Below are 13,678 nucleotides of genomic sequence, written 5' to 3' on the forward strand. Positions count from 1 at the left end.
CTCAGCGCTTCGTTTGACCTGATCAGCGATAGAAAGGGGGCTGAGATAAATGCAGTCAATTTCCTCCGGCGGCTGCGTCTTGGCACCTTAGCGGACTTGGCTTGCGGAGTCGCGCGCCCTCCGTAACAAGCATTCTCAGCCGGCAGGGCCGCATGTCGTGCATTTTGTGAAACAATAGATCTGCCGGAACCACGCGGAAGTTGACCTCTTCCGGCCTTATCGCGACGGCATCTTCGACCACCGAAAGCGCGCTCGCCCAATCGTCGACGTTCATCGCCTGCACAAGTTCGGCGAAGGTCGGCTCGGTCAGTGTGCGTTCGCGCGCTACGTGTTGTTTTTCGGTCATCCGCTTCGTTTCCGCGGCTTTAGCTTCATCGTTGGTGCGCCAGATGCCTTTGAGAACTTCGACAATATTTCATCTGTGAACTTGTTTCGGAAAATCCTGCGTCACTCAACCGATGGATACCAGGTGCGAGCATCGCACGGAATCAACAAACTTCAATCGGCAGCCAAGCGGGCACATGCGCAGCCGATCCGCAAAAATGAGGCGCTTGACGACATCGGGGCGAACTCGAGAGTCTGTACAAATCTTGCGGGCAGCTCGCTCGTCCCCCTAGTCCAAATGAATTAAACCACGGCGAGGTGGCTTGGCAGCTACCAAGTCAGGTAGGGTTACAGCGCATAAGGGCGTTGTGGTCGCAGCACGGTCCAGTGGCAGTAGCGACTAAGTAGGTGGCGGCCCGAATTCGTGGCGACCTGCACGGTCCATGGGGCTGTACCGATCCGGCACAGACTCGCAGCTATTCTCAGGAGATTAGAGAAGGGAACTCACAACGTTTGAGGGACATAGCTTGAGCCCTTCATGATTGCGTTTTGCGGAGCGACTTCTGGAGATTGCTCGAATTGATCTTTTACCTGGCCGATGGGATTGTGGAGAGGTCGTTAGTCGGGCCGTAGTGTGCCCGACTAAGAAGAAATGCCCTCTGACACACACATCGTTGACGGCGCATCGGCTGGCTATGGAGGGTCTGCAGAAACGTGTTCCACCGAGCGTGTGATAGTATCGGTGGGATGCATACGCGAGGTTATGGCCTGAATCGTGATGCTTCCCCATAACGCCGCATTGTTCATGCGCGGCGCGCGTCACTCGTACCATCCGGCGTGATGCGGGCGCAGATCGGATAGATAATGTGACGAATCGAACGTCGCCATCGCCTCGACTGCTTTCGCCAAGGTCGGTTAGATCGTTTGAACGCGTCTCGCCGCGCGCCGCGATTGGAGTACCCCGTAAATAGTGGTCATAGCAGTCATGCGAGTACAGTGGTGTGCACCTTGCGGACGAAATGGACGAAGTTACGGTCAAAGGCCTGCAAAAGATCAAAGTCAAGGACGACAAAAGGCTATCCGGATGAAGCGCGTCTCGAAATTCGTTTGCGTAAGCCTCGAATTCTGCCGCCGATCGCCAAACAGACGGAATACCCCGCACTCACTCTGACAGTGATTCATGCTGAAGAGGGAGAACGCCGAAGCGGCGAAAGAAGATCGAGTGGAAGCTCCTCACCGATCTCCCAATCCAATCGCGCGAGGACGCCATCGAGAAGATCGAATGGTACGCGTTGAGGAAGATCGAAGTGTTCCATAAAATCCTTAAATCGGGCTGTAAAGCTGAGGCATCGAAATTGCGAACCGCTGAACGTGGTTGATCTGATCGCGTTTTTTGCATTGTGAGTTGACGGGGCTTCTCGTTGACCATGCTCAGTCGTTCCTCGCCGAATGCCGTACCGCAAACGCCGTTGACAGATCCCGAAATCAAGCTTCTTGATCATTTGGTGAAACACAGGAATGGCGCGATCACTCTCGACGAAACACGCTCTCGCACTATGTCGTCAAGATCGCGCGAACCAGAGGAGCACTTGACCCGAGCCGACGATCCGCCTCCAGGTAATATCGTGATCTGGCGCGGGCTATCGTGGCTAACCGACATCGAACTGAGAGCCGCAATAGCTGCCAAAATTATGGGTAATTGGAAGGTCGGCCGCCCCACGTAGCGATGACGGTTGATTGTCGGAGAATTGTCTTGGTGATTTTTCGCCGCACTGGATCGCGTGAAGAAGAAACGGGATCGTCGGGGAAACGTTTGCGTGGGGGGGAGGCGGTGGCCAGTCTCTTGCGTCATCTTTGGATGCAAACAGTTCGCAGTCCAGTCAGCTACCAACTCCAGTAGTTGATTCAGATGACAGAAGCATGTCACCCATTCCTCATGAACGTCAGCTGGTCAAACGCACTAGTGCGGAGTGGATGCACCGAGTTGTGCCTCCCGTACCCGGTCCTCCCTAACATGGTCGAGCGTCGAAGAACTCTCCGTAGGGCTGCCTCAACGGATGTACGCAGCACCTAGGGGATAGTCGGAGCGATCCTCGACACGCATCAAAAGCCAGTTCCGAGCGCGCAGCTAGCGAATGGAGAGGTGGAAAGTGATGACGAACATTGAACGGTTTCGCGAAAAAAGAGAATATTTTGGCCTTGTTGCAGAAATATATGACCGGTCACGACCGAGATATCATGACAACGCGATAACGCACCTAGTAGACCGCGCAGCCAAGGGCGGATCGCGGTCGACAGGGGAGTCATGTCGCATTGCAGATGTCGGCTGCGGCACGGGAATATTTACGAGGCAGATCGCGAAGCTTGTCGGTCCGCTTGGAGATGTCATCGGGATCGAGCCGACCACACCGTTGCGCGTTGTGGCGGAAGCAGCGTCGGACGACCCAGGCAACGTTCGTTATATGGATGGAGTGGCGGAAGAGTTGCCGCTAGGCGATGCGACTTGCGACCTAGTCACCACCGCCACATCTGCCAATTGGTTCAATAGGATGCTATTTTACGGCGAAGCAAAGCGAGTATTGAAGCCAGATGGAGTTCTTGGGCTCCTTATGAACAAGCGAAGGTATATTGGAAACGAGTTTCTTTCGTCGTACGAGACGTTCCTCGAATCGATTTTGCCTATATATACGCGTGGCACCCATGGCAACGCGAATGGTGGCTTCACCCCCGTGAACTATGCGGAAGAACTTGAAACTCGTCAGGATGTGCATTTCGTCGAATTCATGTCCTGGACATGGGAGAGTGCATTATCGGGGGACCAATTTGTGGAATTGGCTCTGACTAATACTGTCGTGCAGCGGGCAATCGAGCGACACGGCGAGGAGAGCGTCCTAAACGAGCTTCGAAATGTTATCAGAGCCCACTTGGGCATTGATGGGTTGCTCACCATCCCTTTCGTCACTGAATTGACGGTCGCATCATTCCAGTAAGGTAACCGGTGCTTTTCTCTTTCAATTGCCCACAGTTGACGGCCGATTTAGACGACGCTCCCGGGACAAAATCTTGAATCTGCAGAATCTGATGTGATTCCTTGTTGAGCACTTGATTCGGAAGCGCGGGGTGCTCGATGGGCTTGGTATTGAAGGAGCGCGCGAAGGCGCGTGCTCCGCGATCGAGGACCGGTATCGAGACGTGGATTGATCGGGAAGTTGCGGGATGCGAGTTTAAGGATGAGCGGCTTGGCCGCCGCTGAAGCGAAAGATCAATCCGACACGTGTTCCGATCGAGCAGAAGGAGAGCATCCGCTGGCTGGAGAATTTACGGCAATCGACCGACCTTCTCGCGGCCCCTGGACGATGTGTTCATATCGGTGACCGCGAGAGCGACATCTATGAGCTGTTTTGCCTCGCCGAGGAGGTTGGAACGCATTTCCTGGTGCGAACCTGTGTTGATCGGCTTGCTGGAGACGGCAATCATACAATTGCCGACGAAATGGACGAGGTTACGGTCAAAGGCCTACATCGGATCGAGGTCAAGGACGACAAAGGCGATCCGGATGAAGCGCTTCTCGAAATTCGTTTCCGCAAGCTTCGAATTCTGCCGCCGATCGGCAAGCAGAAGAAATATCCCGCACTCACTCTAACCGTGATCCATGCTCAAGAGCGGGGAACGCCGAAGCGGAGAACGAAGATCGAGTGGAAGCTCCTCACGGATCTCCCGGTCCAATCGCGCAAGGACGCTATTGAGAAGCTCGGATGGTACGCGTTGAGGTGGAAGATCGAAGTCTTCCATAAGATCCTCAAATCGGGCTGCAAGGCGGAGGAGTCGAAATTGCGAACCGCTGAGCGTCTGGTCAATCTGATCGCGGTATTTTGCATTGTGAGTTGGCGCGTCTTCTGGATGACGATGCTCAATCGTTCCTCGCCGAATGCCCTACCGCAGACGGCGCTGACAGATCCCGAAATCAGGCTTCTTGATCACTTGGTGAAAGACAGAGGTGGCGATCACTCTCGACGAAGCACGCTCTCGCGCTATGTCGTCAAGATCGCGCGGCTTGGAGGGTACTTAGCGCGTGCCAGCGATCCGCCTCCAGGAAATACCGTGATCTGGCGCGGGCTATCGCGGTTAACCGACATCGAGCTGGGCGCCACGATCGGCCCCAAAATTGTGGGTAATTGAAAGTGCTTTTCTCCCACATTGTCGCATACCAGGATCTGTCATCGGTTGCCCATGGACAAACGCCAGCGGCTCGGACAGCTGGTCGCGCTGATCCAGGAAAGTCTGGCGGTGGCGCACAAGACCGGCACCTTGGGTTGTGGTCGATACGACGGTGCGGCCCAAGGAAGCTGCGCATCCGACCGACGCAGGGTTGATGCATCGGGCTACACCGGGTCTATGCGTTGCGCGCGCTGGAGGACGAGTGCATCGGCAAGGGGAGATCCCGCGCGCCGTACGAGTTCGCCTGCAAGGTTAGTATCGCTAACCCCCGTGACATCGCCGAAGGGCGGACAGTTCGTGCTCCCAGAATCTGGATCTCCGGTCAGGTCTGCCGTGTCACGGCTCCATCCGCTGCGAGATAAGCGTAGCACATTGTCGAACCAGTCATCGGCCACCTCAAGGCCGGGGGCACCGCATGGATCGCAACAATCTCAAAGGCCGCGCAGTGGCAATGGTTCGGTTCGCCGTGCAGCCACCGCAAGAAAGCGCCCATCAAGTGCTCGGTGTCGAGCCGGTCGGTTTTGGCCCGTCGGTGCTCGCGTGGCGCCGCGACGCTCGTAGAGTTGAGCTAAGGAGGACTGTTTTTAACGCGGTTCGAGCGGCGCTTGCCAGCGCTCTTGATGTCGCGAAAGGGCGCAAGCGCATCCGCAGTTTGGCTACAATGCTTTCCTCCAACTGCTCGACAGTTTTTAGATGCTGTGAGAGCAGAAAGCGATGTTGTTCGCGGATCCGGCTCGTGAGCGCCGCGCGGCCGGCAGCGGAGCCGCTCCTGGTCGAACGCTTTTTGAGCGTCCGTCTCGCCCGCGATCAGCGCTTTCCCCCTAAGATCGATGCAAATAAATGCACCGTTCGACGAACCACCAATGCGTTTTGATCTTCGCCTCTGCCGCAAATGCGGCGCGATACAAAGCTAGGGACTCCGTTACGCGACAGGATGCAGGACGTTCTGCAAACTCAACCACGTCCAGAGCAAAAGTCGATGATCCTCGCGTTTGCAAAGATGGTCCTGCCAAGCTTGCCTGATCCATTGCAGCCGCATGCCGGATACAGGCGACAGAGGCAGGGTCTTGGGTACTTGACGCATCCATTCGGCCAAAGGAATTCCAAATCCCTTCTTCTTTCGATGGATGATCGCTTCCGGAAGCAAAGGGCCAAGCGCCTTCTTAAGCAGAACCTTCCTCTTGCCGTTCTTGTACTTAAATCGGTGCGGCAACCGCTGGCAAAAATCTACCAGGTCGTTATCCAGAAAGATCGCTCGTGTCTCCAACGAAGACATCATGGAAGCGCGGTCAACTTTGGTTAAGATGTCATCCTGCAGATAGAAGATTGTGAAGAACTGCAAGAGGCGATCGACCCGTGTTTTGGCCGGACCCATTTCCCATAACTCCATGGCTTCGCTGTAAACATCCTCAGCGCGCATCGGCTTGTCGAACAGATCTCTGGCATTGGCAGGATCCAGCGGCGACATCCATGTCGGCGCCCACGCCGATTCCGGGTGCGAAAGCCCCATCAATGTCCGCCGGAGCCTAAAATCCAGGCTCATGTTGCGAGCAGACTTTGGCATGAAGGCAGCAAGGTCGCGCAAAAGACAATGAAGCTTGTTCGGAACGAGGCGGCTGTAAACGCTGGCGAGCCGCAAAGCTCTAAACGGGTCATAGCCGGCGAACAGTTCATCTCCACCGTCACCGGACAGGGCTACCGTTGCCTGTGCCCTCGTGAAGGCGGAGAGCAGATAGGTGGGGACAATAGAGGGGTCGCCCAACGGTTCATCAAGTTTTGAGAGAACTTGAGGAATGAGATCCCGTGCCTCCTCCAGATCGAGGATGCGTTGATTGTGGCGGGAGCCCACGTGCGAGGCCGCAATCTTGGCGAACTCAGATTCGTCATATGATGGTTCGGAAAATCCGACCGTGAAGCTGTTGAGGGGCCCCCCATTGCGGACCCGCGCCGCGGCCGCCAATACGGCACTTGAATCGAGACCGCCGCTGAGAAAAACCCCGACCGACACATCGCTGACCAATCGCCGGCCGACAGCTTGCAGCAACAAATGACGTAGCTCCTCGGCAAGAGCTTCATCTCCTTTTGCCGCAAGGTCTTCATCGGGCTCAAGCACGAAGCGCCAATATGCTTCGATGGTCGAAGCAAGCGTATTCAGATCGACCGTCATGAAATGACCGGCGGGAAGCTTCGCCGAACCCTCATATAGTGCGTGGGGAGCAGGAAGGTAGCCGTAAGCAAACAGCTTTTGCAGTGCCAGCGTCGAAGGCCTGGCCAAAATGTCGCGGTGGCAAGTCAAGGCGTTCAGCTCGCTCGCAAACGCGAATACCCCGGGCCGAGATGCATAATAAAGAGGCTTCTCGCCAAACCTGTCGCGGGCGAGAAACAAGCGTTGTCGTTCCTCATCGAGCACGGCGAAAGCGAACATGCCGTTAAGGCGTTCAGCCACTCCGGTCCCCCATTCGGCATATCCGCAGACGAGGATTTCGGTATCAGAATGGCTGCTAGAAAATACGTGGCCAGCTGCCACCAATTCTGCGCGCAGCGTTTCGTGGTTATAGATCTCACCGTTATAAACGACGCATATCGTGCCTGCTGCATTCCACATCGGCTGGACGCCGCCGCTGATGTCTCTGATAGCGAGGCGGCGATGCCCAAGATGCACGGCTCTATCGCGATCGATGTGGAAGCCTTCACTATCGGGCCCGCGATGAACAAGGGCGCGTGTCATACGCATGAGGTCAAGCTGATCGCCACGTCCTACGAAACCCGCGATACCGCACATCAGTCGGTCTGAAAATTAAAAGTTTCGCGAACGGTATACGCACGCCGTTCGCGCGCCTCAAAGTAGGTGCGGGCCAAGATCTCGGCGATCAATCCCAACAGGATGCTCTGAACGCCGATAAGAAAGGTCAGCGCAGTAAGCGGAAGAATTGGGGTCTGGACCATTGACACATCTTCGCAAAGCTTGAGCCATATCATTAGGGCGGTCAATGAAATCGAGAGCAGCAGCGACAGCAATCCGAAGCCGCCAAATAAATAAATCGGCTTTACAAGGTATCGATCCAGAAACTTGACGACAACCAGGTCAAGGATGACCTTGAGAATACGCTCTATCCCGTATTTCGATTTGTCGAATTTGCGTGCGTGATGACGCACAGGAATTTCACACAGCCGCGCGCCCATCCATGACACATATATCGGAACAAATCGATGCATTTCGCCGTATAAGCGAACGTCCTTAACCATCTCGCGCCGATATGCCTTCAACGTGCACCCATAATCGTGCAGATGAACCCCCGAGATCCGCGAGATGATCCTGTTGGCGACACGGCTGACGAAATTGCGTCGGATCGTCGCGTCGTATCGCTCCTTTCTCCATCCCGAGACGACATCAAATCCCTCGTCCATCTTCGCAAGTAGTTCCGGAATATCTTGTGGATCGTTTTGAAGGTCCGCATCAATGGATATGATGACACGACCCCTCGCATAATCTATTCCAGCCATCATTGCGGCCGTCTGGCCATAGTTTCTACAAAAGCTCACGACGCGCAGCTCTTTTCGCCTGTTGGCGATCTCTTGCAATAGACCCATCGACCTGTCGGTGCTACCGTCGTTGACGCAAATGACCTCGAACGATCTTCCGATGCTGTCGAGCACGCGCAGCAGTTCGTCACACAGTCGGACGATGCTGCCCTCTTCGTTGAAGATCGGGACGATGACCGAAATCGCTGGGCCTTCAGGATCAGGAGCCAATCGGCGGTTATCCTTTGGTTCAATCATGATTTAGTTGCTCAGGGCCAGTGCAGTTATCGTTGCGCCTCAAACGCCTCGATCACGCTAACGACGAGCACGGGATGATTGTCGAGGCCCAGACGCATTGGACGAACTCAATTGCCTTAAGTCGGCTGTCAAGCGGACGAACGTCAAAAACCAAAGGTTCGACCGGTTTTTGAATGTCGTTGGACGGCTATGAGAGCAGCCTCATGCATCACATCGAACTGTATCCTGCGCTCGTTGATCACTTGATCGAGGTTTTCAGAATTTGCGCTGCCCCGGCCACCGTTAGAAAGGGCGATCAGCTGTTGTGAGTTTTTTGTTGTGAGTTTTTCTTCATTCTGTTTGCCAAGCATACCCGACTTGCCAAGCATACCCGACTTGCCAAGCATACCCGACTTGCCAAGCATACCCGACCGGCTGGTTGACTCGGCGCGACAGACGACTTGACGACATCGGGCCGAACTGGAGGTTCTGAGTAGTTTTACGCGCAGCTTTGCGGTCCGCATTTAACGCACTAAACCACTGGATGCGTCGCTTGGGGAGCTACCAGATCAGATGGGGCTAAAGTGTCACCCGGCATCGAGCTAATAGCGGCGCACGAGGATGGCATCTCGATCAAGTCGGCTGGACTGTTGGCGATGGCGACGCGATGCGCATAGCGACCGAGGAAGGGCTGTGCCTGTTGTGGTCCGCCAAATGGCGGCTTGGCATAGACGACCTAGTTGGCGTGTCGGAGCCATCGAGCCGTTGGTGAACGGAGGGATCGGCGAGATGGACAAGATCACCAGAATGAGCCAAACTGGCTAACCGAAGGCAACTTGCAGCTCTTCTTGCAGCTCTTGAAGAAACAGGCGGCGGAACAGCCGAGTGAGCACGCGCACTAGCAGGAAGAAGCCGGGCTGGCGAGCGACCTAGCGTGTGCGGTCGAGTGAAGGTCAATTCAGGCACGACATAGTGGACAAGCGGATGGTGCTGCGGGTTTGGTCCCAGGTCCGGAGGGCGGCGGTCATGCCGAGCTGGGGCGCGACGTGGTGCCCTCCGGATCGGCTCGCATTGATTGCTGCGTCGGCCTCAGCCGCATCTATCGTGGTTAGTCGGCTGTGGCAATCGGTTTGCTCGCCTCCTCGCCTTGTGATCGACCGTATCTGTAGTGAGCCGTTGATGCGCCAGGAGATCTTAGATCGGGGGATCTTTGGCGCAGGCACAGATCAGTGATGTGCCGTAGACATAGTTGGGCAAAAGTTGGCTTTCCACCCAAAATGCGATTCCCAATAGTCCATGCAGCCAGGATGCTTTGGGTGGACCAAACGCAGTCGCGCGGTTCATACCAAGTTTCTTCTGTAATAAGGCCGGCACATACAAAGCATGAAAAAAGTAGCTGTACGATTTGATCGAAAGGCGCGACGGAAGCGCTAATTTGCGAAGTTCAGCAACATCGTAGCGTAGGAAATGGCGGTAATGGTCGTCGAAGTTCGACCACAGCTCTTGCCGCGCTGGCACTGTGATGATCAGCGAACGCAGCGCCGGAAAGGCACGAAAAATTGCTTCGATAAATGTGACTGGCTGCTCGATGTGTTCGAGTACGTCCAAGAGCAGAACTGTCGTCACTCGGTCGCGCAGGTCCTTGTCAATACTGGCGAAATCAGTCTTCAAAAAGACAAACGGTCTCGCCTCTTCGTGCACCCATGGATCGCCCAGGTCGCAGCCATACACGTCGAATCCGGCTTTGCGCAAGCCGCTAACGTAGTAACCTCGAGCAGCGCCGATTTCGAGTAGCGTCTCGCGGCGGTCACAAAACGCTTGGACGTAGCTCTTCACAATAGCGCTCCGAGCACGATGCCAATAGTGTCTCTCATAACCAGGCGGAAAGGCTTCATCGAACTCGTTGTTCGAAAATTCGCTACCGACTCGGGGATGATCGGAAACGCTCACTTCATCAATCATTGGAGACCTGCATAGTGAACCATCAGATCCCGAATCATGGCCGGCTAGGGCCCCCTTGCGATGGCCAAGCGCGCGAGCATTGCGGCGGGGCGACAACTAGTACATTCGAGTAGGTGCTTGGACGCTGCTTCCAACCGGGCTCCGAAGCCGTGCTTGGTCTACGTTGGGCGCCTCAAAATTGCGGCTCTCGCCCCCTGAATAAACAATTTTCGCAGATAACGGTTGCTGGGCCCGTTATGCGGACGAGAATCGTGTGATCATCGTCGAGAGTTGTCTCGGTGCAGGTTTCCTCGGAGATTCGGGTTCCAAGGCTACCACGAGGATCACAGTTTCACGATGGGGTCTGTTTCTGGCTGTCCAGCCGTTGTCGCCTGGCTTCACGGCAGGATTGCTCCGCCAGCACGGCGGGGCGTACGGGCTTGAGCAAAAACTGCCCGTAAGCATCCGGATCATCTCCGTTATTGATGGGCGTCTCGAACGCAGCGGCGGCGACGTAGTCCGCTTGGCGGGCTCCAAAGGAGGCCATGACACTGGCTTGGTCAAGATGATGCGGGCCCTTCGGCTCGATCAATAACCACGCGTTGGCCAGATCGGCGCAGCTCTCAAGTCCGAGCGCTTTCACCGCGGCTGCGTTACTGCCGGTATCTGGCACGAGCGGCCATGTTTGACCGAAGTGTGCTACGGTTCTGTCCCATGGCCCGATAAGCCATGGTCGACCGAGGGCTCGCGTTTCAAGCACAAACAGCAGGCCCGGCGAGCGGCCCGAGAGATCGACCATCGGCGTGCCGACTTCAAGGCCAGCCGCATGAGCCTGGGCTCTGGCCGTGGCCAGATAGTCGTGGAGGGGTTGCGGGAGCACCAATTTTCCGCCGCCCGGCATGGGTGTGACAGCGCTATAAGCGCGCAGATCTTTCACCTGATCCCACGGTTTGAGGATGGCAGTATTGATCACTGATGCAGTGAGCAACTGCGCCAACACCGTCAGGGGCAGCAGAGTGGCGATGCTGCGCCCCTGTTGCCCAAGAGGACTCAGGAACGCAACGACCGCGAGCATCCAGAACAAGGCGGCCTTCGAACCGCCCCACCAGTAGTTGACATTGGAGCCCAGCGCGAACAAGTGCGGCAGGACCAAAAACGTGAGCGCTAGTGTGACGCTGGTGGGAGCTTGGGTGCGCAGAACCAACCCCTCATGATAGAACATCGCGCCAAGGCATGTGAAGGCCGGCACAAGGAACAGGGTGGAGAGCGTGATGCTGATCGGATCGGTCCCCAGCAGCGCAATCGCTATTGTTACGATCAACACCGCAGCGAGAGCCAGTGATAGGAGCAACTTGTGCGTAGACGCCATGAGAATGCCGAGCAGAAGGGCGATCACCATTAACACAGTGATAGCGAGTTGCGCGCGACTGGTTTCGAGCCAGTCGATCCGAAACATAAAAGACACGTCGTGTCGGGCACCCAGCAGGATTTCAAAATCGGCGCTGTTGACCATACGGCTCACCAGCCCGGTGATGCCGCCGTCGATCAAGTAGGCGGTAACGATCAGTAGAGCGAGAGCGACCAGCGCCGAGCCAAGCATGGGCAGCAGCGACTTTCGGCGCAAAAAGACGAAATATAGCATAACGAGGAGGGCAATGGCCGCAGCGGTGGTCGGCTTGCCCATGAAGCTGGACCAGCCGCCAACGCCGACCAGGATCCATCCCGAGACCTGGCGGATGCGCCCTGGCCGATCGGCCAGCAGCAAGCCGATCATCACCACCAAGAGCGATTGAAAGGTCAGCGTGTTGTAGTTGGGGGTGCGCGACCACGTGGTATTAAAGTTGACTAATGCCAGGCTGGCGATCCCTGCTGACAGTACCGCCGCATGGGGCCAGCCCACTGGCCAGAGGCGCCGGATCACAAGGAGGCTGAGAATCCAACCGAGCACCACAGTGAGCGTGACGTTGGCAATGCGAAGCACTGTGATGTCGCCACCCGTCCACTGATATGGCCAGTAATAGACGAAACCGAAAAGGGACGGCGGGCTATTGATTGCGTAGGCGAACGGGTTTGCTATGGAATTGAGGTAGAAACCTTCGGTGCCGAGAAGGAAGCCGTAACTGCTGTAATATAGTAGCCAGGCGAAAAGAATTGCTGTGGTTACGGCGGACAGACCCAACAAAGTTCGATCTAGCAAAACTGAATACGTTTTTCCGTTGATAAAGCGGTCATCTCTTGGCATAGGTCCTACCTGCCAGCCCCGTAGACGAGGCGCATTCCAATGGATAGCAGCCTCAAGGAGCTTCTAACTGACCGGAGCCCCGCCATCTCCTCCAAGAACTGGTAGAGTGCATCACTTTTACTCATTTGATATCAACAAGCGTGGAGCCGCGTTGGAGTCGAACTGTTATCGGTTCAACAAGGAAGGTCTTCAGCAAAGACCATCAGCCCGTCTCCCCTGCGCGTAAGACCTCGGGAGCGCCGGCAGATGAGCGTGCCCGCGACTTTCGCGTGGACGGTGATCGGTTCGCGCCAAGGTAACTCGGGCGCGAGGATTTGGCCCACCGGTTGGCCTTGCGAGACTTGTGCTCCGAGCTCAATGAACGGGTCGAAGACGCCTGCGCTCTCTGCGTAAAGGTAATAGTAGGTATACGGTCCGGGACGCCTTAGAATTCTCATCGGGCCAGGTGGAGGTAAGTCTGCGGTAGCCGCGGAATCAAGTGCCCCAAGATAAGTGAGCACGCGTAGCACGCCGGTTTCGCCCAGTGTGACCGCGGCCGGCGATACGCCGCCGCCGCCTCCAAGCTCGGTGCCGAGGCGCTCGATTCCGGCACGGCGACAGCATCCGATCGTGCCGACATCCGTAGTTGGCGGCTCCGAGAATACGTACCCAACAGGCGATCCGAAGGAACGCAGGATGCCCAAAAGTCGCGAGCGCGCGTTTTCGTCCTCGATGTCAGTGATGCTGGGACCGGGCACGTAGTTGAGCGAATTTCCGCCTGAGTGAAGATCAATCAGAAACGCTGACTTTGGGATCAGCGTTTTCTCGACAAAGTCGGCGATACGTTCGGTCGGTGTACCACGGGGGTCGCCGGGGAAACTCCGATTCAAATTGCCATTATCAAGAGGTGATGTTCTCGTCCCTGCTAATGCCGCCGGCAGATTGACGGCGGGAAGAAGCAGCAGGCGTCCGCGTACATGTCGAAAGTCAAGTTGGCGCGCCAACCTTGTCAAGATGATCTGGCCTTCGAATTCATCGCCGTGGTTTCCCGCCATGAGCAGAATGCGCGGACCGTCTCCGTTGCGGAACGCGACAACGGGTATTTGTATCTGCCGATAAGCGGAATCGTCCGTCGACGAAGCGAGGCTGATGGTTCCCGTTTGTCTGCCCTGTTTATCGATGTCTATGTTCAATCTCATTGCGGCATTCGCCCAA

Annotated in this window: 10 protein-coding genes; 3 read left to right on the forward strand and 7 right to left on the reverse strand. The window is 56.1% G+C overall.

Going from position 1 to position 13,678, the window contains the following annotated elements:
- Positions 1-55: 55 nt before the first annotated feature.
- Positions 56-346, reverse strand: a complete 291-nt coding sequence (locus YUU_RS0108435) for a hypothetical protein (protein WP_027521992.1) — start codon at positions 344-346, stop codon at positions 56-58.
- Positions 347-2,477: 2,131 nt separating this feature from the next.
- On the opposite strand from YUU_RS0108435, the gene YUU_RS0108440 reads away from it, so the two are divergent.
- The 3 genes from YUU_RS0108440 to YUU_RS58455 all read left to right on the forward strand — a co-directional run bounded on the left by YUU_RS0108440 (position 2,478) and on the right by YUU_RS58455 (position 5,416).
- Positions 2,478-3,314, forward strand: coding sequence for a class I SAM-dependent methyltransferase (locus YUU_RS0108440; RefSeq protein WP_027521993.1), 837 nt, complete (start codon positions 2,478-2,480; stop codon positions 3,312-3,314).
- A gap of 292 nt (positions 3,315-3,606) precedes the next feature.
- Complete coding sequence (locus YUU_RS50360; RefSeq protein WP_256375272.1) at positions 3,607-4,503, forward strand: IS4 family transposase; 897 nt, start codon at positions 3,607-3,609, stop codon at positions 4,501-4,503.
- A gap of 454 nt (positions 4,504-4,957) precedes the next feature.
- On the forward strand, positions 4,958-5,416 hold the full coding sequence (locus tag YUU_RS58455) for a hypothetical protein (RefSeq protein WP_156944167.1): 459 nt from the start codon (positions 4,958-4,960) through the stop codon (positions 5,414-5,416).
- 48 nt (positions 5,417-5,464) lie between these two features.
- Here the strand turns inward: YUU_RS58455 and asnB are convergent, their stop codons facing one another.
- From asnB to YUU_RS0108475, 6 genes are all read right to left on the reverse strand, one after another.
- A complete protein-coding gene (gene asnB / locus YUU_RS0108450; protein ID WP_027521994.1) occupies positions 5,465-7,324 on the reverse strand; it encodes an asparagine synthase (glutamine-hydrolyzing) in 1,860 nt (619 codons plus the stop codon).
- The gene (locus YUU_RS0108455; protein WP_051389659.1) at positions 7,324-8,322 is read right to left on the reverse strand and encodes a glycosyltransferase family 2 protein; all 999 of its coding nucleotides are present in this window, start codon (positions 8,320-8,322) and stop codon (positions 7,324-7,326) included. Before YUU_RS0108455 ends, asnB begins: the two co-directional genes overlap by 1 nt.
- Before the next feature lie 143 nt (positions 8,323-8,465).
- The gene (locus tag YUU_RS58460) at positions 8,466-8,726 is read right to left on the reverse strand and encodes a hypothetical protein (RefSeq protein ID WP_156944168.1); all 261 of its coding nucleotides are present in this window, start codon (positions 8,724-8,726) and stop codon (positions 8,466-8,468) included.
- Positions 8,727-9,495: 769 nt separating this feature from the next.
- On the reverse strand, positions 9,496-10,263 hold the full coding sequence (locus YUU_RS0108465) for a bifunctional 2-polyprenyl-6-hydroxyphenol methylase/3-demethylubiquinol 3-O-methyltransferase UbiG (RefSeq protein WP_027521996.1): 768 nt from the start codon (positions 10,261-10,263) through the stop codon (positions 9,496-9,498).
- Between the two features lie 331 nt (positions 10,264-10,594).
- On the reverse strand, positions 10,595-12,484 hold the full coding sequence (locus YUU_RS0108470; protein WP_027521997.1) for a hypothetical protein: 1,890 nt from the start codon (positions 12,482-12,484) through the stop codon (positions 10,595-10,597).
- 173 nt (positions 12,485-12,657) lie between these two features.
- Positions 12,658-13,662, reverse strand: coding sequence for a succinylglutamate desuccinylase/aspartoacylase family protein (locus YUU_RS0108475; RefSeq protein WP_027521998.1), 1,005 nt, complete (start codon positions 13,660-13,662; stop codon positions 12,658-12,660).
- Positions 13,663-13,678: the final 16 nt, after the last annotated feature.

It is taken from the genome of Bradyrhizobium sp. Ec3.3 (assembly GCF_000472925.1).
GTDB lineage: Bacteria > Pseudomonadota > Alphaproteobacteria > Rhizobiales > Xanthobacteraceae > Bradyrhizobium.